This window comes from Spirosoma daeguense, from assembly GCF_054776875.1.
Genome location: NZ_BAAHBF010000011.1, coordinates 51,142 through 72,438, shown reverse-complemented (window position 1 = coordinate 72,438; position 21,297 = coordinate 51,142). Strand labels below are relative to the sequence as shown.

At 45.4% G+C, this 21,297-nt stretch carries 19 protein-coding genes; 4 read left to right on the top strand and 15 right to left on the bottom strand.

What is annotated here, in order from left to right:
* Nucleotides 1-91 precede the first annotated feature (91 nt).
* Together ACYVD4_RS29530 and recA are read left to right on the top strand one after the other, a co-directional pair.
* The gene (locus ACYVD4_RS29530; protein WP_460951772.1) at nt 92-589 is read left to right on the top strand and encodes a hypothetical protein; all 498 of its coding nucleotides are present in this window, start codon (nt 92-94) and stop codon (nt 587-589) included.
* 175 nt (nt 590-764) lie between these two features.
* On the top strand, nt 765-1,859 hold the full coding sequence (gene recA, locus ACYVD4_RS29525; protein WP_460951770.1) for a recombinase RecA: 1,095 nt from the start codon (nt 765-767) through the stop codon (nt 1,857-1,859).
* Nucleotides 1,860-1,994: 135 nt separating this feature from the next.
* Here recA and rfbA read toward each other — a convergent pair whose 3' ends face one another.
* The 3 genes from rfbA to galE all read right to left on the bottom strand — a co-directional run bounded on the left by rfbA (nt 1,995) and on the right by galE (nt 5,159).
* Nucleotides 1,995-2,855 (bottom strand): glucose-1-phosphate thymidylyltransferase RfbA, encoded by an 861-nt coding sequence (gene rfbA, locus ACYVD4_RS29520; protein ID WP_460951768.1) that lies wholly within the window; start codon nt 2,853-2,855, stop codon nt 1,995-1,997.
* 107 nt (nt 2,856-2,962) lie between these two features.
* Entirely contained in the window at nt 2,963-4,030 is a 1,068-nt protein-coding gene (gene rfbB, locus ACYVD4_RS29515) for a dTDP-glucose 4,6-dehydratase (protein WP_460951767.1), read from the bottom strand.
* 79 nt (nt 4,031-4,109) lie between these two features.
* Nucleotides 4,110-5,159 (bottom strand): UDP-glucose 4-epimerase GalE, encoded by a 1,050-nt coding sequence (gene galE, locus ACYVD4_RS29510; RefSeq protein ID WP_460951765.1) that lies wholly within the window; start codon nt 5,157-5,159, stop codon nt 4,110-4,112.
* A 130-nt stretch (nt 5,160-5,289) separates the two neighbouring features.
* Between galE and ACYVD4_RS29505 the strand changes: the two genes are divergently transcribed.
* Nucleotides 5,290-6,165, top strand: a complete 876-nt coding sequence (locus ACYVD4_RS29505) for a transglutaminase-like domain-containing protein (protein WP_460951764.1) — start codon at nt 5,290-5,292, stop codon at nt 6,163-6,165.
* A 114-nt stretch (nt 6,166-6,279) separates the two neighbouring features.
* Here ACYVD4_RS29505 and ACYVD4_RS29500 read toward each other — a convergent pair whose 3' ends face one another.
* Nucleotides 6,280-6,789 carry a DUF5606 family protein gene (locus ACYVD4_RS29500; protein WP_460951762.1) on the bottom strand — a complete coding sequence of 170 codons (510 nt, stop codon included), beginning with the start codon at nt 6,787-6,789 and terminating at the stop codon, nt 6,280-6,282.
* 98 nt (nt 6,790-6,887) lie between these two features.
* A complete protein-coding gene (gene yihA, locus ACYVD4_RS29495; RefSeq protein ID WP_460951760.1) occupies nt 6,888-7,523 on the bottom strand; it encodes a ribosome biogenesis GTP-binding protein YihA/YsxC in 636 nt (211 codons plus the stop codon).
* Between the two features lie 181 nt (nt 7,524-7,704).
* Between yihA and ACYVD4_RS29490 the strand changes: the two genes are divergently transcribed.
* Entirely contained in the window at nt 7,705-8,178 is a 474-nt protein-coding gene (locus tag ACYVD4_RS29490) for a thioredoxin family protein (RefSeq protein ID WP_460951759.1), read from the top strand.
* Between the two features lie 47 nt (nt 8,179-8,225).
* On the opposite strand, the gene ACYVD4_RS29485 is transcribed toward ACYVD4_RS29490, so the two are convergent.
* Genes ACYVD4_RS29485 through ACYVD4_RS29440 form a run of 10 tightly spaced genes read right to left on the bottom strand, consistent with a single transcriptional unit; the run spans nt 8,226 to nt 21,285 of the window.
* On the bottom strand, nt 8,226-9,416 hold the full coding sequence (locus ACYVD4_RS29485) for a glycosyltransferase family 4 protein (protein WP_460951757.1): 1,191 nt from the start codon (nt 9,414-9,416) through the stop codon (nt 8,226-8,228).
* Complete coding sequence (locus tag ACYVD4_RS29480; protein WP_460951755.1) at nt 9,413-11,029, bottom strand: heparinase II/III domain-containing protein; 1,617 nt, start codon at nt 11,027-11,029, stop codon at nt 9,413-9,415. Before ACYVD4_RS29480 ends, ACYVD4_RS29485 begins: the two co-directional genes overlap by 4 nt.
* Nucleotides 11,026-13,194, bottom strand: coding sequence for a bi-domain-containing oxidoreductase (locus ACYVD4_RS29475; protein ID WP_460951753.1), 2,169 nt, complete (start codon nt 13,192-13,194; stop codon nt 11,026-11,028). Before ACYVD4_RS29475 ends, ACYVD4_RS29480 begins: the two co-directional genes overlap by 4 nt.
* Nucleotides 13,195-13,216: 22 nt before the next feature.
* A complete protein-coding gene (gene wecB, locus ACYVD4_RS29470; protein ID WP_460951752.1) occupies nt 13,217-14,308 on the bottom strand; it encodes a non-hydrolyzing UDP-N-acetylglucosamine 2-epimerase in 1,092 nt (363 codons plus the stop codon).
* On the bottom strand, nt 14,305-15,468 hold the full coding sequence (locus ACYVD4_RS29465; protein WP_460951750.1) for a Gfo/Idh/MocA family protein: 1,164 nt from the start codon (nt 15,466-15,468) through the stop codon (nt 14,305-14,307). Before ACYVD4_RS29465 ends, wecB begins: the two co-directional genes overlap by 4 nt.
* Nucleotides 15,469-15,514: 46 nt before the next feature.
* Nucleotides 15,515-16,654, bottom strand: coding sequence for a glycosyltransferase (locus ACYVD4_RS29460; RefSeq protein WP_460951749.1), 1,140 nt, complete (start codon nt 16,652-16,654; stop codon nt 15,515-15,517).
* Nucleotides 16,655-16,660: 6 nt separating this feature from the next.
* Nucleotides 16,661-17,656: a glycosyltransferase family 4 protein gene (locus ACYVD4_RS29455; protein WP_460951747.1), complete on the bottom strand. Its 996-nt coding sequence runs from the start codon at nt 17,654-17,656 to the stop codon at nt 16,661-16,663.
* Nucleotides 17,657-18,988 (bottom strand): hypothetical protein, encoded by a 1,332-nt coding sequence (locus ACYVD4_RS29450; RefSeq protein ID WP_460951745.1) that lies wholly within the window; start codon nt 18,986-18,988, stop codon nt 17,657-17,659.
* A 6-nt stretch (nt 18,989-18,994) separates the two neighbouring features.
* Nucleotides 18,995-20,248, bottom strand: coding sequence for a lipopolysaccharide biosynthesis protein (locus ACYVD4_RS29445; RefSeq protein WP_460951744.1), 1,254 nt, complete (start codon nt 20,246-20,248; stop codon nt 18,995-18,997).
* The gene (locus ACYVD4_RS29440) at nt 20,245-21,285 is read right to left on the bottom strand and encodes a CgeB family protein (RefSeq protein ID WP_460951742.1); all 1,041 of its coding nucleotides are present in this window, start codon (nt 21,283-21,285) and stop codon (nt 20,245-20,247) included. Before ACYVD4_RS29440 ends, ACYVD4_RS29445 begins: the two co-directional genes overlap by 4 nt.
* Nucleotides 21,286-21,297 lie beyond the last annotated feature (12 nt).

The following is a 21,297-nucleotide window of genomic DNA, read 5'->3' as shown; positions in this document are numbered from 1 at the left end:
ATTTTAGGTCTATATAGTCCTGAAAATAAAACGTATCCGAAATTTTTGTCTATTTGCAGGCGTTTAAGCCGCAACTAAACCAGTTATATCTATGCGAGGAATACTGTATTTACTGTTGTTTTTATTGGTCGTTTTTGGTGTATTATATGCCTTAACCGGCTGGAGTTACAGCGATGGCGAACGCGCTGGCACCATCTCTAAATTTAGCCGCCGGGGTTTTGTCTTCAAAACCTACGAAGGCGTTCTGAATGTCGGTGGTTTTTCGGGAGAAACAGGCTCACTTACACCACAATATTTCGATTTCTCGGTAAAAGACGAGGCAGTGGCCAATCAGATTACAAACGCCGTGAAAACCGGGCAGCGCGTAACTCTTCACTACGAAGAAAAGATTCTTAAATTTCCCTGGAACGGCGAAACCAAATATTATATTTCAGCCGTAGAAATCATTGGTCCACCTACCCGATCTGATGGCGATACGTCGGCTTATCCGGGTTATCAGCCGGCTCAACCACAGCCTGGTCAAGTTCCAGCTCAAAGCCCTCAACCGGCTCCTCAGCAACAGCCAACCGCAGCCGATTCAGCGCTTTAATTACGTAGCACAAAATTGTTGCACAACTACCTGATAAACAGATGAATATCTGGGCTTTTTCGGGCTTATTTTTTCAACTCAAAATAAGCCCGAAAAAGCCCAGACTATTTTCAAAAATCGTTTGGTAATCCGGGCCTTTTTAGGTAATTTTATCTGTTTAAACAACCGTCCTAACATGGCAAAAACAGATACGGCGCAAGCCACAGCATCTGCTAATGAAAGTAAATTAAAAGCTCTCCAAACCACCATCGAGAAACTCGACAAAGCTTTCGGGAAAGGCACCGTTATGCGCCTGAGCGAAAGTAAAGTTGTTGATGTTCCGGTTATTTCGACTGGCTCGTTGGGATTGGATTTAGCCCTTGGAATTGGCGGTATGCCACGGGGGCGTGTCGTTGAAATTTATGGCCCGGAATCGTCAGGTAAAACCACATTGACGATGCACTGCATTGCCGAAGCGCAGAAAGCCGGTGGTCTGGCGGCTTTCATCGATGCTGAACACGCATTCGACCGCGTTTATGCGGAAAAACTAGGTATCGACACGAAAAATCTGCTCATTTCTCAACCGGATAACGGCGAGCAAGCGCTCGAAATTGCAGAGCATCTGATTAGCTCTGGCGCTATCGACATTTGCGTTATTGACTCCGTAGCCGCTCTTGTTCCTAAAGCGGAGATCGAAGGCGAAATGGGTGAAAGCAAAATGGGTCTGCAAGCACGTCTGATGTCGCAGGCCCTACGTAAGCTGACTGGTACCATCAATAAAACCGGTTGCTGCTGTATTTTCATCAACCAGTTGCGCGAAAAAATTGGTGTGATGTTCGGTAACCCAGAAACCACAACCGGTGGTAACGCACTGAAATTCTATGCTTCGGTACGTCTCGACATCCGTCGTATTGGTCAAATTAAAGAAGGCGCCGATAACGTAATCGGAAACCGGACCAAAGTGAAAGTGGTGAAAAATAAACTAGCCGCTCCGTTCAAAGTGGTTGAGTTCGACATCATGTATGGTCAGGGTATTTCGAAAGTTGGCGAAGTGCTTGATTTGGCTGTAGAGATGGAAATCGTTAAAAAATCCGGTTCCTGGTTCTCATACGGCACGAGCCGGCTGGCACAAGGCCGCGATGCTGTAAAAGAATTACTGCTCGATAATCCAGAGTTAATGGGTGAGATCGAAGGCAAAATTCGGGCAAAAATCGCTGAAGACGAAAATGCTTTACTTGATCCGGTTCTCGAAGGCACCGATGCCGACGACGAAGGGTTAATCGAAGATTAGTATCATAGAACGTAGCATTCGTTCTAAAACTTGACTTGAGAAGCGATGCTGGAAAACTGGCATCGTTTTTTTACGTAGTACCAAAAAGCCCCAACTAGTGTTAGTTGGGGCTTTTTGGTACTACGTATGTTAAAGTTATTTAAGCAGATTCAACAAATAAGCTCCGTAACCGCTTTTTACCAATGGTTTGGCAATGATTTCAAGTTGTTCGGCATTAATAAAATTCATGCGGTAGGCAATTTCTTCCGGACAGCCGATTTTTAAACCCTGACGCTCTTCAATTACGTGAACGAACTGACCAGCCTGCATCAGCGATTCAAACGTACCCGTATCGAGCCAAGCCGTACCACGATCTAACACACCGACCTTGAGTCTACCCTGCTCCAGATAAACGCGGTTTACGTCCGTAATTTCCAGCTCACCACGGGGCGACGGTTTGATATTCTTCGCAATCTCTACTACGTCATTATCGTAGAAATACAGACCCGGTACGGCATAATTAGACTTAGGCGTTTCAGGTTTTTCTTCGATCGACAATACGTTGAAATCTTTATCGAACTCAACTACACCGTAGCGTTCTGGATCGTGAACTTGGTAAGCATAGACAACACCTCCGTCAGGGTCATTATTAGCCTGAAGCAATTTCGACAAGCCGGAGCCGTAGAAAATATTATCGCCTAAAACGAGAGCAACTTTATCGTCTCCGATAAATTCTTCCCCAATAATAAACGCCTGCGCCAGACCGTCAGGGCTAGGTTGTAAGGCATAGCTGAATTTGCAACCTAGCCGCTCACCATCGCCGAGTAATTTTTCGAAATGAGGTAAATCGTGGGGCGTCGAAATAATCAGAATCTCACGAATACCAGCCAGCATCAGAATCGACAGCGGATAATAAATCATTGGCTTGTCGTAAACCGGCATCAATTGCTTTGAAACCGCCAATGTAAGCGGGTGAAGACGAGTACCGGAGCCTCCGGCCAGAATAATTCCTTTCATATTGTTGAAAGGAGTGAGGAGCGAGGAGTGAGGAGTGAGAATGGCTGTCGCAAGATAAATTGCAGCCGGATGGATTCTCACTCCTCACTCCTCACTCCTCACTCCTGTTATCTATTTGCGTACATTTCCTGATAATAACCCTGATAAGCACCCGACGTAACGTTGTCGAGCCACTGCTGGTTTTCGAGGAACCAGTCAACCGTTTTTTCGAGGCCCTGCTCAAACTGGAGTGATGGTTGCCAACCCAGTTCATTCATGATTTTATTCGCGTCGATAGCGTAACGCAGATCATGCCCAGCCCGGTCGGTAACGTACGTAATAAGTCCAGCCGAAGTTCCTTCTGGGCGACCTAGTTTACGGTCCATAATCTGGCAAAGCATATTCACGAGGTCAATATTTTTCCACTCGTTAAAGCCGCCGATGTTGTATGTTTCACCCTGCTTTCCTTTATGGTATACCGTATCGATAGCACGAGCATGATCGACCACAAACAGCCAGTCCCGCACGTTTTCACCTTTACCATAAACCGGCAATGGTTTGTTCGTCTGGATGTTATGAATCATTAACGGAATCAGTTTCTCAGGGAAATGATTCGGGCCGTAGTTATTCGAGCAGTTCGACAACACTACGGGTAATTTATACGTATTGCCGTAAGCACGTACAAAGTGATCCGATGCCGCTTTAGAAGCTGAATAAGGCGATTGTGGATCGTAGTGGGTGTCTTCGGTGAAAAACTCCTCTGGATTATGAAGCGATCCGTAAACTTCGTCGGTCGATACGTGATAGAACCGTTTGCCTTCATAGGCAGACGCGCCCCCGGTTCCAGCCCAGCTATTTTTAGCCGCATTGAGCAGATTTACTGTACCCACTACGTTGGTCATCACGAACGACATCGGGTCGGTAATTGATCGGTCGACGTGCGATTCGGCAGCCAGGTGAATAACACCATCGAAAGCGATTTCGGCGAACATGTCTTCCAGAAATTTCGCATCCGTAATATCGCCTTTTACAAACGTATAGTTCGGTGCGTGCTCAATGTCGTTGAGGTTTGCCAGATTACCAGCATACGTTAAAGCATCGAGGTTATAAATTTGATATTCAGGATATTTGGTAACGAACAGGCGGACCACATGCGATCCGATAAAGCCGGCTCCACCGGTAATGAGAAGTTTCATAATTTACGTTATAAAGTTGTACTGTTGTAAAGCTGTAAAGTTGAAGTAGACAGGCACAAACCTGCACACCCTGTAAACTTTATGACTCTACAACTTTAGAACTAATTTTCTGCTGCCACTGCCACGCATCACGTAACGATTCGGCCAGCGTACGGCGTGCCGTCCAGCCTAATTCCTGTTTCGATTTCGTTACGTCGGCATAGACCTGTTCTACATCTCCGGGGCGACGTGGGCCAATCTTGTAATTTACATTGACGCCCGTAGCCTGTTCAAATGTTTTGATGACATTCAGTACCGTTTCACCCCGTCCAGTACCGATATTAATGACATCATAACTGGACGTATCACCTGATCCGATCAGTTTCCGAACCGCTTCTACGTGCGCGTCGGCCAGATCCATTACGTCGATGTAATCACGAATACACGTACCATCAGGCGTATCATAATCATCGCCATATACCGTCAAACCTGACCTAATACCTGCCGCCGTTTGTGTGATAAACGGAACCAGATTCGCAGGAACTCCTAAAGGCAATTCGCCGATCTGGGCTGACGGATGGGCTCCGATAGGATTAAAATAACGTAGCGCCAGTGCTTTTACGGGAACTTCGGCCCGAACGGCATCGCGGATAATATCTTCACCAATCGCTTTGGTGTTACCATAAGGCGATTGTGCCGGAAGTCGTGGGGTTTGCTCCGTAACCGGCAACTTTTCGGGCTGCCCATAAACCGTACAAGACGACGAAAATACGAGGTTTTGTACGTTGTATTTCGGCATCAGCTCCAGCAAAAGTAGCAGCGAATCGAGGTTGTTACGATAGTATTTCAACGGTTTAGCGACCGACTCACCAACGGCTTTAAATGCTGCAAAGTGAATTACACCACTGGGTTGTTCCCGCTCGAAAACCTCTGCCATTGCTTCAGCATCGTTGCAGTCTATATCATAACACGTAATATCACGGCCTAGAATGGCTTTCAATCCCTGAAGAACCGACCGTTCAGAATTGGAAAAATCGTCGATGATTACTGGCTCAAAACCAGCGTTAACCAACGAAACAACCGTGTGCGAACCGATGAATCCAGCCCCACCTGTCACCACGATTTTTGGGGAATTGCCTGAAGAAGTCAAACCGTTTTTTATAAAAATTTTGTTGCTACATTAGTATAGCAACTCGTAGAACCCCACAAAAGTAGTATATTCAGGAGGTTTCTTCAACCAGTTTTTATTGTAGGGTCATCTCATCAAGTAGTACAAGTACATGAATGACAATGAATTGAAGGCCCTTATTTCGCTCTTAGACGACGAGGATAGGGAAGTAGCAGAACACGTTGAGCAGCGAATTCGCCAGTTAGGCGGTCAAATGATTCCATTATTAGAGTCTGAATGGGAAGGCAGTTTCAATCCTTCTCTGCAAAAACGTATCGAAGAAATTATTCATGACCTTCAATACGAGGCCGTTCTGGAGCGAATTCGGGACTGGAAAAACGGGGGAGCTATGGATTTGCTGGAAGGGCTTTGGATTGTTGCTACGTATCAATATCCAGATCTCTCTCTGGCAAAACTCCGGCAAGATGTTGAGCAGTTATTTTATGATACATGGGTCGATTTCAAAACCGATCTGCATCCCGATGAGCAGGTGAAAGCCATGAATACGGCTTTCTTTTCGAAGCTGAAATTTGCACCGAATACCAAGCATTTTCACTCACCGGCCAATTCCATGATTAATCAGGTGCTCGAATCGCGACGGGGCAATCCCATTACGCTTTGCGTACTGTATATGCTCATTGCCCGCCGATTGAACTTGCCCATTTACGGTGTCAATCTGCCTAATCTTTTTGTGCTTACGTACAAAAATGACAGCAGTGCTCAATTTTACATCAACGTGTTCAATCGGGGGTTAATTTTCACAACTAAAGACATCGATCAATATATCGACCAGTTGAATGTCAAGCGGTTGGATACGTTCTATCAGCCCTGCACAAATACTGACATTGTTCGGCGCGTGTTACGTAATCTGATGCTCGCTTTCGAGAAAAATGGCGATACAGAACGTGTCGAGGAAGTAGAAAAGATTTTAAATGCCATTCGTGATGACGGCGATGGGCTTCCCCTGTCGGATTATACCCAACGATAAGAAACTCAATTGCTACGTCACTAAAAAGCCGCGAAACCAAAGGTCATCGCGGCTTTCTGTTCTCACTGAAAATGTAAAAACTTTATTTATTCTAGCTAAACTATAATAAACGATTTATGCTTTCTGTGCTTTTTGTTTCTTAGGCGATTCAGCGGCTGGTGCCTCAACCACTTCGGTCGTATCTGGCTCTGCAGCAGCTTCTTCTTTAGGTTCTTCGGTCGTTACGTCGAAAATTTCCGGCGCGTATTGACGAAGAATTGTATACCAGCTTACCAGTTTCTTGATGTCGCTGGCACGAACGCGTTCAACATCATAATTTGGAACTGCCTCAGCCATAAAATCAGCTAACTCACTGTTATCGCTTTTCGGATCAACAGGCAGTTTATCTTCATATTTTTCTTTAATCGCCAGCAGTACGTCGCTTAGCGGTACCGATTGCTCATCATCGTCGGATACGTATATCGAAATATCGCTCAAAACAGAAACCCGTGCGGTTGGGCCCATCATGGTTTTGGCTTTTTTATCGTCTAGTGATTCAACGATAACGCCTGCCCGACCAGGTTTCAAAATTCGATAAAGGCCGCTGTAACCGGCAACGTTGGCAATCTGTTTTAATGCTTCCATAAGTGACTTTGTAAATAGGTAACGTGTTTTGAGTGGGTGTATTGCCTTTAAATTTCGTTAAAAAGCCAGCACTTAACTGGCCAAGAGCCGCCGACAACTTATTTCCGGAGCTTTACTTTGCCCATTTTTTGTTCTTTAACATACTCTTCGTTCAAGGGCCTGATGAACGCAAGAATCTCTTCCCGACCGGCAGCCGTCATTGCTGATGTAACAAAAAATGACGGTGTTTCTTCCCAGGTTTCGAGTAGTTTGGCCCGATACGTATCAAGCGTCTGCTGAAGCTTCATTGGCCCCACCTTTTCGGTTTTGGTAAAAACAACAACAAAGGGTAAACCACGTTCACCCAGATTTGTCATAAAATCGAGGTCAATTTTTTGCGGTTCAATGCGCGAATCGACCAGCACAAAAATGCACAGTAGATTTGGGCGGCTGGTCAGATAACCATCAATCAGGACTGCAAATTTTTCCCGTTCAGTTTTGCTAACCTGCGCGTATCCATAACCGGGTAAATCGACCAGATACCACGAATTATCAATCAAAAAGTGATTGACGAGCTGTGTTTTGCCAGGTTTGCCCGATATTTTCGCCAACGACGAACGTCCTGTCAACATATTGATCAGTGACGATTTTCCTACGTTAGAACGGCCAATAAAGGCATATTCTGGCCGATCAGGGGCAGGACATTTGGCTGGGTCAGAATTACTGACCAGAAATTCGGCTTGCTTAACAGGCATAATTGTCGACTAAAGTGGACGCAAAGTTCGGAAAGATTATGCAGAATGGCACACGATTTGTAATTTGTGACTTCGGTTAGCTAATCAATCGCGAAACAAGTAGACGCGAAGGAAACGAAAACAAGCTACCGACACGTTATTACCTCAAAAACCTAAAGACCACCGAAATACCGGTTCGATTATGAAAAAAGTATTTGGGCTAATGGCCATGCTACTGGTTGGATTTTTAACCGTATCGACGCTTGCAGTGGCACTCCCCGGCAAAAACCACGTAGCAGGTGATAAAAAACCTACTATTACCAGTGCTGAAGAAGGTATTCAGTTTACGGATGCTGCCTGGAAAGACATTCTGAAGAAAGCTAAAGCAGAGAAGAAAGTAATTTTTCTGGATGCTTATGCAAGCTGGTGCGGTCCCTGCAAAATGTTGCAAAAAAACGTATTCACGAAAAAGGCTGTTGGCGAATTCTACAACGGTAAGTTTATCAATGTAAAGATGGACATGGAAAAAGGTGAAGGCCCTGCTCTGGCGCAGGTTTATCCACTCGAAGCGTATCCTACTCTGCTTTTCATTGATGGCAATGGCCGCGTATTGAAAAAAGTGTTGGGTTATCAATCACCTGAAGATCTGATTGCTATTGGGAAAAGCGTGAAATAATTCCTCTTTTTTCTCTCAAAATAGGGCTAACTTCTTTGAAGTTAGCCCTATTTTTTTGCTGTATCCCGAATAAGCTGGGCCATCGCTTCACAAATAGTCTGACGTTGAAACTGCTGTACAAAATCCGTTCGAACTTCTGTTCGATAAGGCGTAGTACGTAGCAGATTCACTAACGATGCTACGTCGCCAGGTTCAAATAGCAGGGTATTGGGTAAATACTGATCTATAAATGCGGCCGCATAACCCGTTACACCAGCTACAATCGGCTTGTCGGTGGCTCCGTATTCAAACAATTTGGACGGTAATACATGCTTACACGTTTCCAGGCTGCTAAGGTGCGCAAACAGATAATCGGCTTTCTGATATTCAACAAGAAGGTCTTGCCGGTTGGTCGGAAAGCGTAGCTCAACATTTTTCACCTCCTCCTTACAAATAACTTCCTCCAGCTTTTTCCGTCCTCCGCCATCACCAATCACCAGAAATTTATAGTCGTTTCCCAATTGCCGGGCTGCTTGCGGAATAATATTGTGTAAATCCTGTCCGTCGCCAATATTACCTGCATAGAGTAGTGTCTTAGCTCTTTTCACCTGATCGATTTGCGGAGAGCTAGCAGGCATAGTCAGAAAAATATCATCGATAGCATTGGTATAATAGCTATAGGTCGGCTTGGTGAACGATTTGAAATAGGCCTGAAACCCTTCAGACACAAGATTGATGTGGCTTGCCGAATTAAATGTGTATCGCTCAACGAGTTGTAGTATCGGATCTAAAGGCAGACGAAAGAACGGTGTTTTAAGAACGCCAAGAATTCCTTCCCGAAATAAGTCCCGAATATCTAAAAACAAAGGTATATGCTGCCGACGAGCCAGCTTAGCACCCAAAAATGCTGTAAATAAACGCGATGATGAAGCCACAACGATATCGTAAGGCAACGTAGCGGTATGTTGACGAGCCGACTGAAAGTAGCTGTAAAAGGAACGTATCTGATCTAAAAATCCGCTTTTATGAGCTGGAATTCGAATGCGCTCTATCGTAACAGGACATCCGCTTCCTCCAGACACCTCCCGTTCAAAAGCAGTTGGTCGGTATGAATGGTATCGATTCGGAAGAGTTGTAATGACATGAATAGAATCATGGGGCGACAATTGGCGGGCTAACTCATTCACCAATGCCGTATTTCGGAATGGGCCGGGACCAATATCGGGTTCAAAATAAAATGTTAGGTAAAGAATTCTCATTCAGGAAACATAATGACGGTTTCCAGTAGCCCTGTAAAGATAACTTCAAGACATTGAGCAGCTTGAAGTAGATTAAAGCCCTGCGCCATGTGATATTCTGTGACGCAAAAACTCACATTAGTTACACTTTCAAATGAAATATGTATAAGATCGACTTTTACTACACCTCCTAAAATTGTAAAAGATGTCGAAGGATGTGCATAAAAACGAGCAACTCCTAGCTGGTTATCAATCCGTTGCCCATCAATATCAAGCAATTGATCTGTAATACGTAGCAGATTTGACTCAACTGTCCAACTTCGTTCGTGCATAATGCCATAGGGTTGATAGCCATCATGTTGCGCAATGAGTTTAGCGGTTGTTTCAAGAAGAATTTTCACACGCGCCCGACGACCAACCCGAAACCCTCCCCAAACTTCCGACGAGTTAATTCCGTTGATTTCGACCGTATTGTGGGCGGCTGTGCTACGTTCCCAATCCCGTTGCGCCCCAATCTGATACGTCGACGTACCGGCATCAACAAATACGGGTTTGTTATTGACGTGCAGAATGAATGAAAACGTATCAGCATGAGCATGACCGGGCTGATGGTCGGGACCAACAGCACCAACATCAACAAAAAGTTCATAAGCAGACTGGCGAAACATTCGATAACCACTTTCCAGATGTCGATACGTATCGTTTTGATCATTGATCGTTTTTATTGATTCATCAGTTCGGCTATTGGTCAATTGAAATTTCTGACGAAGCTGAGCCGCCGTTGGAGCTATTCCAAACGTAGCATCATTAACCATTGGAATATCACCATTCCGAAATGTACTACGTTCAAGCCAGCTCAGCATCCGAGTAGTTTTTTCGGCCAGAAAATTCGTGAATTCAGGATCATTATGCCACTTATCATGCATCATCATTGGCCATATTATCAGCAACCGATCAAGCAGAATCTGATGGTACATCAGGCTACGTTCGTCGTGGCAACCATCCGCCAGAATCTGCCCACTCAGCTCGGTACGTATTACATTAGTTGCAGATCGATACCAGTCATTTTTCTGGTAAAACAACGCTGCTGCCAGAAGCGCAAAACCATTTTCGAGCAAGTGATTCCCCATCAAATGATACTCCAAACGTTGCCGAAGTAAACCAGCCTGAGCAAACAAATGGGCGTTTACTACGCTGTCGTGAATCTGATAACGGCTCAAAAACTGAACCCAATTCATGATACGTAGCGACGTTGGATACGCTTCCAGCCCATCGCGTAATTGCGGAGTTTGGACGATAAAATCATGGATCAGCAACAAGCCAGATTCGGGCGATACGTTCGGCTGATTCAGACAATCGAAATAGTTGAGCTGATACGTCCAGAGTTTGCCTTGCTTCGCGTAATTCCAGTCAATTTTTCCGGGAAAGCAAACCGAGCGATTTAGAAATGTAAAGATTCGGTCTTGCCACACAACAGGTTTATCCGCTTCAGCAGCTAATACGAAGTACACTTTCGGATTAACGTTTGGCAATATCAATCGGGCGGGTTTCCGCAGGCGGTGTATGACTTGATAAAGTAGTTGCCGAATCTTCAGGTGTTTTATCGTTCGCCAGAACAAGCCGATACATATCATGCCTCAGCTTGTATTTGTACCGACGTAGTACCAATATCTGCTACGTTCACCCAACTGTTTTCGCGCAAACTTTGCAAAGCCGCTAACGCAGTCTGGGTTGTATTCACAATATCGGCGAATGAAATAAGTGGCTCCCCTCCTTCCTGAATTTGCTCAATGAACTGGCGCACCAACGTAGTGTGGCCTTTATCCTGCCTACCTGCCATCCGCGAAAATTTCCGAAATCCGTAACCCGTCAACTGACGAAAATTATCCAGTATCAGCGTCCGCTCCTGCGAGTAAACCTCTACCCGCTCTTTCGAATAGGCTTTGCTGCCATTGCTGAAGTAATTAATAACACCTGTCGCGCCATTTTCGTAACGTAGCAGCATCGACGCCGAATCTGTGGTTTCGGTGGGCTGCTGTCCCATTCCATCCATACAGACACGAACAACCCGGCTTCCGGTAAGAAACGTCACCAGATCAATAAAATGGCAGGCTTCGCCCAGAATACGTCCGCCACCAATTGCCCGGTCGTGCACCCAGTTATTGGCCGGAATCGCGCCCGCGTTTACAGTGACTACTACGTTCATCGGCAAATTTCCTGAAAGACGCCCTCCTACTAACTTTTTCGCTTTCTCCAGATAAGGCGAAAACCGACGATTAAAACCGACAACCAGTATTCTGTCGGAATTTTGGTATGTGTCGATCAATTGCGCGAGCTCTTCAGGATAAATTGCCAGTGGTTTTTCAACGAAAACGTGCTTTCCGGCCTGCAACGCTTCAATGGCCAGTTGAGCGTGCGAATTATGGCGAGTTGTGATAAAACAGGTATTAATATCTTCATTATCAAGAATCTGGCAATAGTCGGATGTACTCTGCTCAATCCCAAATTTCCGGGCCAGTAACGTAGCGTTTAGCCCTTTTGCACTGGCAATCAGTTTCAGATGGGCCGGTGTTGATTTGAGCGCCGGAAGCAACGTAGCCTGTGTAAAATTCCCAGCCCCGATAATGCCCACTGTAGCGGCCGCCGGACGAAACGTTCGAGACTGAACGATACCATTCGAAGAAGTTATAGGCTGGTCGGAATAATAGAGCAGCGCAGCAATCTGATTCGACGTAGCCAGCTGATCGTAAATAACAGCATAATCGGGAAGAGGAACGCGCGACGTAATAAGCGATGCTACGTCGAGTTGCCGATTCGCCAGCAACTGAATAATAGTCTGAAAATTACGATTTTCGGTCCAGCGAACGAAGGGTAACGGATAATCGTGTCCCTGCTGTTCATACGTATCATCATAGCGACCGGGGCCATAGGAACAGGATACCTGAAACGATAGCTCTTTCTCGTAAAACTCAGCTCGATTTAAGGTCAAACCCACCACGCCAACCAGAATGATACGTCCCCGCTTACGACTCATTCGGGCAGCCTGCGAAACCAGTTCATCCGTCCGGGCAGACGCCGTAATAATGACGCCATCGCAGCCGATTCCGTTGGTTAACAGCAAGCTATGTTTCACTACGTCGATCTCAGATGCAGGGTTCAAAGCTATAATTCCCCGTTGTTCCGCTAACTGGCATTTAACCGGGTCAATATCGACACCAATAACCTGGCACCCGTTCAGACGTAGCAAATCGGCAGTTAATAAGCCAATTAATCCCAGCCCGATAACCACAATTGTTTCGCCAAGGGTTGGATTGAGTAGGCGAATACTTTGTAGGCCAATAGCACCAATTACCGTAAAAGCCGCTTCATCGTCGCTTACAGCATCCGGAACAGATACCACCAGATTACGCGGTACACAAACAACTTCGGCATGATGCCCGTTCGAAGCCACTCGGTCGCCAATTCGTAAGTCAGCTACGCCTTTTCCTACTGCCAGCACCGTACCCACGTTACAGTAACCGAGCGGCAAAGGCTGATCGAGTTTTCGAAAAACAGCTTCTAATGTGGGAAGTAGACCATCTGACTGAATTTTTTCAAATACCTGTTTTACCCGTTCGGGTTGCTGACGGGCTTTGGCCAATAGACTGGCTTTTCCGAACTCAACCAGCATCCGCTCTGTGCCAATTGACACCAGCGAACGGCGGGTTTGGATCAATACCTGACCAGAGCCAACGAGTGGTACAGGAACTTCTTCGAGTAACGTTTTACCTGTTTTTAGCTGCTGTACAAGTTGCTTCATTCTAGATTTTCAGGCTATGTTTTCAGTTTGCTTTAATTATTTCGGCGATACGTTCGGCGGCTCTGCCATCCCAAAGTGGCGGAATAACAGCCGGTTTAGCTCTACCTTCCAAAATATCCAGCACGTTTTTGTACACTGTCTGAGCATCTAGTTCCGGTATTAATTGATTCGTACCCATTTCTATAGTAACAGGCCGTTCGGTTGCATTTCGGAGCGTAAGGCAGGGCACCTGTAAATAGGTTGTCTCTTCCTGAATACCGCCCGAGTCGGTAAGTACAACGGTTGCATACTCCATGAAATTGATGGTTTCCAGATAACCTTGTGGCTCTAGTAAATGAAGCTGAGCAATGTTAGCTAGTCGGGAAAACAAATTGAATTTTAGCAGATTAGCGCGAGTGCGCGGATGCAGTGGCCACACAACAGGAAGTTTTTCAGCTAGCACCGTTACGATGTCAACAATTCGCTCCAGATTTTCGAACGTATCGACATTTACGGGCCGATGCATGGTTATAAACGCATAGGATACGCTTTTCAAGCCAAGTGCTGCTACGTTATTTATTGACGCTGCGCTGGCTCTATAATGCAGTAAGGAGTCAATCATTACGTTGCCAACAAAATGAATTCGCTCTTTTCTGACACCTTCGTGCAGCAGATTCTGACAGGCCGAATACTCCGTTATAAAAAGTAAATCAGACAGTTGATCCGTTTGGCAACGATTTATTTCTTCTGGCATCTGCCGATCTCCCGAACGCAACCCTGCCTCTACATGCGCCACCCGAACACCCATTTGCACAGCTCCTAGCGCACAGGCCAGCGTACTCGTTACGTCACCGACCACCAGCACCCAATCTGGTTTTTCCTGACGTAGTATTTTTTCGAATCGGAGAAGAATAGTGGCAGTCTGTTCGGTTACTGTTCCGTTGCCTACGTTGAGCGAATAATCGGGTTGCGGCAGATTCAATTGTCGGAAAAATACATCACTCATTTGCGCATCGTAGTGCTGACCCGTATGCACAATTTTTGATGTTACGTCGGCGAAGTTCTGAAAAGCCCGATGCAACGGAGCAACTTTCATGAAATTAGGCCGGGCGCCTACTACGTTCAGAATTTTCATGGGTCAATAGCTGGAATAGGTGTTGATTGGGATTGGATATCGGACTCGAAACGAGCAAGCTCATCCTGAACCCAGAACCGCGCAGTCGCTTTTCGTTGAAGAGCCATATCGCGGATATAGAGGGTTAGTAGAGTCGATAGCTCCACTTCGGCCCAGTTTCGATTGCCCTGACAGAAAGGCTGAAGCACCGCCCTTTCGTGCCCGACATCTTTGGGTGAGAATCGCCACGTTTTTTTCTGAACACCCCGCCACAGGGTCATTTTTTGAAAATCATCGATATGCGTAATCAGGTTATTATACTGCACATTTATCGACTCTCGAATTCCCTCAAATGGCTCTGAACGGGCGGTCAACTGCATCGAAATCAGATCGTGCAGATCAGTGGTAAGTGTTACGTTCAGATTATCATCCGGTTCATCAGAATTGGCCCAGGCTAGTTGAATGTCGAACCAATCAGGGAGCTTTCGCCAGCTAAGCAGATGTATAGTCAGATCGATCCAATGACTCAGATTACCACAAATGCGTGTGCCTTCGTCAGGATTTCGGTACCAGTGGTCTGACGGAAGCGCATGGCCGTTAATAACGTAGTTTATGCTGAAAGAACCTGCTACGTTGTCCGAAACCACGTATTGACGTAGCAGATGAGTTGCTTTAGCGTAAGGGCGATTGTAGCCAGCAACTAGTTTTCCGCTTGATTGACGGATAACTTTCGCTAAACGTATCAATTGGTCGCGACTGACTGAAACAGGCTTTTCGACATATACTGTTTTACTATGCATAAGCCCCGCCACTGCATAATCGGTATGCGATGCGTGATTAGACGCTACGTATACAATCTCTAGTTCGGGCTGGTCGAACAAATCGTTGGCGGAATCTGCTACGTGTCGAAATCCGTAATACTTCCCAAGCGAAACAGCTTTGTCAGTGTCGATATCAAACGCGCTTAGAAAGATATTACCCCGCCGTTTTCGTAGGAAGTAGCAAATCGTACTAAACGCAAATTGACCACAGCCAATCAGACCAACCGTTGCTTTTCGGCGTTTGGGGATGTAGCTATATTTTAGCGAAAAACGAGTTCGCGCCATCGTCTTGTTGAGGGTTCGGGCCCAGCCATAGATACGCGCAAAACGAAGCAACTTCAGGAATGAATCAACCAGCATTCTCTATGTCTAAATGCTATTCTGAAAAAGGTCATTAGGCTATTTATCAGGAAAAGAGGAGTTGGTATTTTTCAAGAAAGTGTTCGTCATTTATGTACGTTTCGGCGAGCGAGCGTGCGCCTTCCGACAGCGCATTATAGCGCTCGTTATCCATTGCAATTATTTCGCGCAATACATCGAGCCATTGCTGTTTCTGATGAGGAATATCCCAGCCAGCTTTCCGAAAAACAAGATTTCGCCAAGGCGTTTGATCACTGATGATAACGGGAATTCCGACTGAAAATGCCTCGAAAATAGCGTGACCAAAACTCTCACTTAATGAAGGCAGAACGAAAAAATCGTAGTTTTTCAACGTAGTATTTACCTCATCGTGAGGCAACAGCCCCCGATACGTAACGGTGCAGCTTGACCCGATCTCTCGAATTTTCTTCTGGCAGTTTCGCCAGTAGACGTCATCATCAATTGGGCCGAAAATATCCAGCTCAATACGATGCTTAGTTGATACATCACTGAGCACATCGAGCAAGAATGTTAGCCCTTTTACAGACGTAATTCGTGAAATAAAAACGAGCCTTGCCCGGCCAGTCTGCTTCCGATACGTAGCACGCGGTTGAAGTTGTTTGGGCGTATCAGGAGCGAGTACAACCGGCGCTATTCCGACTGGTGACGCCGGGAATATACGTTTGATGGCTTCCTGCTCTGCTACGTTGGTGGCATGCCAGACAATTTGGCCGCGCGATAGAAGTTTTACGAGCCACACAAACGGATATTTTTTGTAGGATTTTAGCCGTAAGGCTCCCGGCTGCAATTCGCCACGCGGGGCAATGATAATACGTCGGCCCGTTAGCCAATTTAACAACAACAAGCCATGCGTGAGTTTTCCGAAAAGGCTGTTGGTATACGTGAAATCGAACGACGATTCGCGAACCAGTTTATATATAGATAGCAAGGTGAGTTTATCCGGTGAGCAATACATAATTTGATAGCCATCGCGAGTTAGCCATTCATTTCTCTGTATGTTGACATAAGGAGCTTTATCCAGAAAATCACGGTCGCGGGTTATCAGAAAAATAGTGTAGTGGGCGCGAAGAATTTGAATAAGGTTGGCAACGGATTGAATTGGCCCACCCCATTTATAACCGGGCAAAAAATATTCTGCAAAAATCAACAGTTTCGGTTTGTGCATAATCCACTAGGATAATCTGTCGTAAAGCGTCCGATAATCGGCCACAATTTTTTCTGAGGTAAACCTTACTACGTTCTCGCGACCGAGCCGAATCAGCTTTGCTCGATAAGCTTCGTCTCCACATAGTCTTTCGATTCCTGCCCGAATCGATACTACGTCTGTTGGATTTACATAGCAAGCAGCTTCACCACCCACCTCGGTTAATGGGCTTATGCGACTCACCAGCACAGGCCTACCAATAGCCTGCGCTTCGAGAATTGGCATACCGAAACCTTCATACAGCGATACAAAACAGACAATATCACAAGCGGCATATAGACGTATTATCTGTGGATGACTCAGATTCTGGTAATGCTCGTAGGTTATTTGACGCAATTGAAGCTGATTAGTAATGACTTCGGACAATTGCCCTACCAGAACCAGTTTGCAAAGCTTGTTTTCCAGCGCATCAATCAGACGTAGCAGGTTTTTATGCGGTGCGGTTCCGATCTGTAACAACACTGGTTGAGCCGCACAAAACGATCTGGGCTGATACGTAAACGTCTTCTGAATTGCATTGGGAATCACTACGATTTTCTGTGCTACGTTACCAATCAGTTGGATAAGTTCCTGTCTGGTTTTTTCGGAAATAGTGGTCACAACAGCCGACCGTCGAATGGGCAGGTAATACCAGAGGAGCCAGAAAATAGCGTAACGTAGTGGATTCTTTCGGTTGTTTTTAAGGGCAATGCAATCGTGTATGGTCAGCACAGTATGCGCTTTAGGAAGGGCTAATGCTACGTAGTGAACATCGCCGGTAACGTGAAATAAGCCGTTACGTGGCAATCTGGCCGCGAATCGAAGGTTTTGCCAGATTGATCGTAGCCCTTTGCTGATATAGGGCATTTGTATTCTATTCACTGTTACGTCTGAACTCCTGCTCAACTCTCGTTGAAGCGTATCAAAAACCGTTTCGATACTATGGCCTGTACCGGCACTACGTAGCAGATAATTGATCGTCATTTATAGATGAATAGAAAACCGTGGAAACGACCAATAGAGAAGCCATACAAAAATGCCGCAATTGAGTAAGCTACCCCAGGTCGAGAGGAGGTCGGTCTCCATGGTCAGGCAGCCAAAAAACAAAGCCGGTATCCAGAGAAAAACCGATGGTATTTGCTCCGACAGACGTAATAGAAACTGAAAAATCCAGCCGAGTAGAGTTCCGTAAGCTAATGCGAAAAGAATACCTGCGTACCCAAAATTCACGTATCCTTCGCCCAGTGGCGATAGGTTCATGCTCGTGTTCTCGTGCTGTGGGAGGCTCGTAAAACGTCTTATGTTTTCATAGCCACCCGTTTGAGGTTTTCCGGGCCAGAGCAAACGCGGCACAAACGGATAAATAAACGATAAAAGCACTTCGCCATTGGCAAACGGCTCATGCATAGGCACTTTTTCCATCGCACTGCCAATCATCATTCCCTGATTGAACCGAACGAATGCGCTAAATAAATGTCGAATATTGAGAACCTTCTCTGGGTTTGCCAACCGATCGGAAAGGAGTTCGGCCATTAAACCCGCATCGCTGCTACGTTCGCTACGTTGGCTTCCCCAGGTATTCAGACGATACTCGACTTTAACCGATTGAATAAGCAATAGTGCAGCAAACGCCAGCCCAATGAACACAACTTTCTGACCAACCGTAATGGATCGTTCTAGACCAGTTGTAAACATAAGCCCCAGCAACATAGCCCAGAAAAACAGATCGCCAAACATACCCTGTCGGATGGTATATGTAACCAATACCAGCATTACAGCTCCGGCAATCAGAGGAAACGACGAACTCCGCGAATAGTAGGCATATAGCACGCTAACAAACAGGCAATAAGACGGCAGTAAACCTATGATTGTTGGCGCTGCCGGAAAGGCCATTTTCAGAATAAAGCCCCCCAACCCAATACAAAATAACCATACGCCAATCTGCTTTTTGTCTTCCAAATAAGTTGTTATAGCCTGTATGTAATCTCGGTGATTTCTCGTATCTCTCTGTTGCGTAAACCTATTGATTCCCAGAACAAACGCTACATAAGCAGGAAACGCATAACCGAAATAGGTTTGGGAATCAACAGGCATTGAATCGGGCAATAACCAATACGTAGTGGCCGGAATGAGCAGGATTTCTAATGCCGCAATGAAGACTATACATTCGAGTAAGGCAAAACGGAGTCCGATTTGATAAAGGAAGTTCAGAAATGTATAAGCCGAAAGGGTTACAGATAGCGCTATCCAGATGTTAAGTTCCTCGTTTAGAAACAGAAACAAAAAAATAATACCGCAACTGAGAATTCGCTTCATATCTGGTTAGTGCTTTCGAAAAAATATACCGAATACGACCAGAAACTGTAACCCAAAGCCCAGTAATGAAGCCAGTGCTGCCCCCAAAATTCCCATCCTGGGTATGAGTATGAGGTTGAGCAGTATGTTCGAAATGGCGCCTACTACGTTGTGCCAGAGCATAAAATGCGTTTGTCCGTAGGCATACCATTTTATTTCCAGCAACTGTATGCAGGTCAGAAATAGATATCCGGTTGCCACAATGGGCGCAACGATAAACGATGATTCATACGTAGCAGACAAAAACAGTTGCCCAACCCATTGATACACACAGAAAAAGCAGGCACATAAACCGACGCCCACGAGAGCGTATCGTTTTAGATATATTAGCAGAAAATCAATTGCTTCCTGCGCCGGTCGGCCATTTGCCTTGAGCTGAAAAACGGTGGGCGATAGAAAGGCGATTAGCGGAGCCACCATAAGAAGTACTTTCGAACCAAGACTGTAGCCGACAGCGTATTGCCCCACGTCAGCATCGGTCAGATAGAGCTTAATGAGATAACGATCAGCGTATTGAATAAGCCAGTTTACACCGGCCAAAGACATTAAGGGCCAAACGTAGTGCCGATAGCTACGTAGTAATTTCGGTGAAAACCAGTTAGTAATTGACTGTATTCGAAACTGAAAATCAGGGTTAAACCGCTTTGATTTACAAATTGACAGTAGAGCAAAAAGGCCGTTGTGCAACGCCAGCATTTTCCAGAGCCCCAGCGCAGTGGGTTCGTTCCCGACCAGAACAATAAGCCCGAAAAAGACCAGATTACCACACGCATAGAACACCATCAGCCGCGAATACGTCTTATGTTGAGCGTTCAGGTTCAGATAATCATTACTAAAAGTATATATGCCCTGCCCTACAACCGTCAACCAAACGAAAAGCCAGACTACGTGGGCGCCGTGTTTGAGAGTGAGAATAATAAAAACCGGAAGTAGAAGGCTATAAACTATGCCAAGTAAATGGCTGTAAAAATTGATAATCGCAACTGATTTACCAGCCAATAGAGACGCTTTAAAGGATTGAATTGTAGGCGTTACCAGCAATCCATGCAGCAACATCATAAACGCAGCCAGTAAACTATAGTTACCCCATTCGGTAGGTGAAATATAAAGCGCGGCTAATTTTCCGAACCCTACGTTTGCCAGTGCCGCTACAGCTTGCCCACTTACCAGAAAAGCAAATGAATAATTGCGCGATTTCAATAAAGCGACCGTATTATTCATCGGTTATTCAGCAGTGATACGTTCGCCGTTTTGACGAACGAAGCAAGGTGAATAATACCCAGCATTTGCCGCATGCGCGTATCGAACGTATGATGTTGTTGAAAATGAGTATATTGTTTTTCAGCCAATTCATACCGTTCAGAAGGCCGAGCCAGATAGTACTGAATTTTATCGATAGCTTCTTTCGTGGTTTGATAACTTACTGCCTCTGCCGGAACATGGGCGTATTCTTCCAGCGTCGGTTTATAATCGCATAATTGAAAACCACCAATACCATTTATCTCGAAATATTTCTGATTAACAGATGTTATTTCGGCATAATGCAACGTATTTATCACGATTCGGGCACCAAACAACAATTGATTTTTTGTTTCACCAGATAAATACTGTTGCCGAAATCGGGCTTTTACGGGCTGACCCAAGTAAGGTCCTTTTGTTCCAAAAACAGCTACGTTCAATCCGGCACGTATAAGCTGTTCAACCATCCGGGCCCGGTACGCATATAAGCTCCCAAAAACCAGTACATCGAGGTTAGTATTACGCTCAGCTTCAGCTTTTTCCAGGAGCGGTTTTTTATGAATACGTGGGTTAAACCCTTCGGGGAGGTAGTATGCGTTTAAGCCCGCTATATTTTTCATAAAATCAACTATGTAAGTCTCTTTCGAGAAGTAATAGTCGAAATCACTGGCAAGAATCTGCTGCTTTTCCAGATTTGAGAGCGCATCTGGATTGATTTGAATTACAGTGGCATCGGAGAGTTGCTTTTTTAGTTCATCGACCAAAATTGGATGCATATTCCGGTAGACAACAATAACCAATTCAGGTCGGAAGATGACCATTTTTTGGGCCAGTGACAGACCAATCATTCGGTCATACGGTTCGACGAATCGCGAAGTCCAGTAGTTAATTTTAGTCGGAAGCCACGTTATGTCTGTCACATCGAGCTGGTATATTTCGTGACCCAATACACGTAAAGAGTCGCAAATGTTGTATTCCAGTGTGTCGAATCCTTTACTTCCAATTACTCCTATTTTCATACAAGTTACGTA

Bases quoted from the DNA above. Each gene is read 5' to 3' on its own strand.
- ACYVD4_RS29485 (WP_460951757.1), bottom strand. From the start codon at position 9,416: ATGAGAATTCTTTACCTAACATTTTATTTTGAACCCGATATTGGTCCC.
- ACYVD4_RS29505 (WP_460951764.1), top strand. From the start codon at position 5,290: ATGAATGACAATGAATTGAAGGCCCTTATTTCGCTCTTAGACGACGAG.
- recA (WP_460951770.1), top strand. From the start codon at position 765: ATGGCAAAAACAGATACGGCGCAAGCCACAGCATCTGCTAATGAAAGT.
- wecB (WP_460951752.1), bottom strand. From the start codon at position 14,308: ATGAAAATTCTGAACGTAGTAGGCGCCCGGCCTAATTTCATGAAAGTT.
- ACYVD4_RS29465 (WP_460951750.1), bottom strand. From the start codon at position 15,468: ATGCTGGTTGATTCATTCCTGAAGTTGCTTCGTTTTGCGCGTATCTAT.
- yihA (WP_460951760.1), bottom strand. From the start codon at position 7,523: ATGCCTGTTAAGCAAGCCGAATTTCTGGTCAGTAATTCTGACCCAGCC.
- ACYVD4_RS29500 (WP_460951762.1), bottom strand. From the start codon at position 6,789: ATGGAAGCATTAAAACAGATTGCCAACGTTGCCGGTTACAGCGGCCTT.
- ACYVD4_RS29455 (WP_460951747.1), bottom strand. From the start codon at position 17,656: ATGACGATCAATTATCTGCTACGTAGTGCCGGTACAGGCCATAGTATC.
- ACYVD4_RS29450 (WP_460951745.1), bottom strand. From the start codon at position 18,988: ATGAAGCGAATTCTCAGTTGCGGTATTATTTTTTTGTTTCTGTTTCTA.
- ACYVD4_RS29530 (WP_460951772.1), top strand. From the start codon at position 92: ATGCGAGGAATACTGTATTTACTGTTGTTTTTATTGGTCGTTTTTGGT.
- ACYVD4_RS29475 (WP_460951753.1), bottom strand. From the start codon at position 13,194: ATGAAGCAACTTGTACAGCAGCTAAAAACAGGTAAAACGTTACTCGAA.
- rfbA (WP_460951768.1), bottom strand. From the start codon at position 2,855: ATGAAAGGAATTATTCTGGCCGGAGGCTCCGGTACTCGTCTTCACCCG.
- ACYVD4_RS29490 (WP_460951759.1), top strand. From the start codon at position 7,705: ATGAAAAAAGTATTTGGGCTAATGGCCATGCTACTGGTTGGATTTTTA.
- ACYVD4_RS29480 (WP_460951755.1), bottom strand. From the start codon at position 11,029: ATGATATGTATCGGCTTGTTCTGGCGAACGATAAAACACCTGAAGATT.
- rfbB (WP_460951767.1), bottom strand. From the start codon at position 4,030: ATGAAACTTCTCATTACCGGTGGAGCCGGCTTTATCGGATCGCATGTG.
- ACYVD4_RS29445 (WP_460951744.1), bottom strand. From the start codon at position 20,248: ATGAATAATACGGTCGCTTTATTGAAATCGCGCAATTATTCATTTGCT.
- ACYVD4_RS29460 (WP_460951749.1), bottom strand. From the start codon at position 16,654: ATGCACAAACCGAAACTGTTGATTTTTGCAGAATATTTTTTGCCCGGT.
- ACYVD4_RS29440 (WP_460951742.1), bottom strand. From the start codon at position 21,285: ATGAAAATAGGAGTAATTGGAAGTAAAGGATTCGACACACTGGAATAC.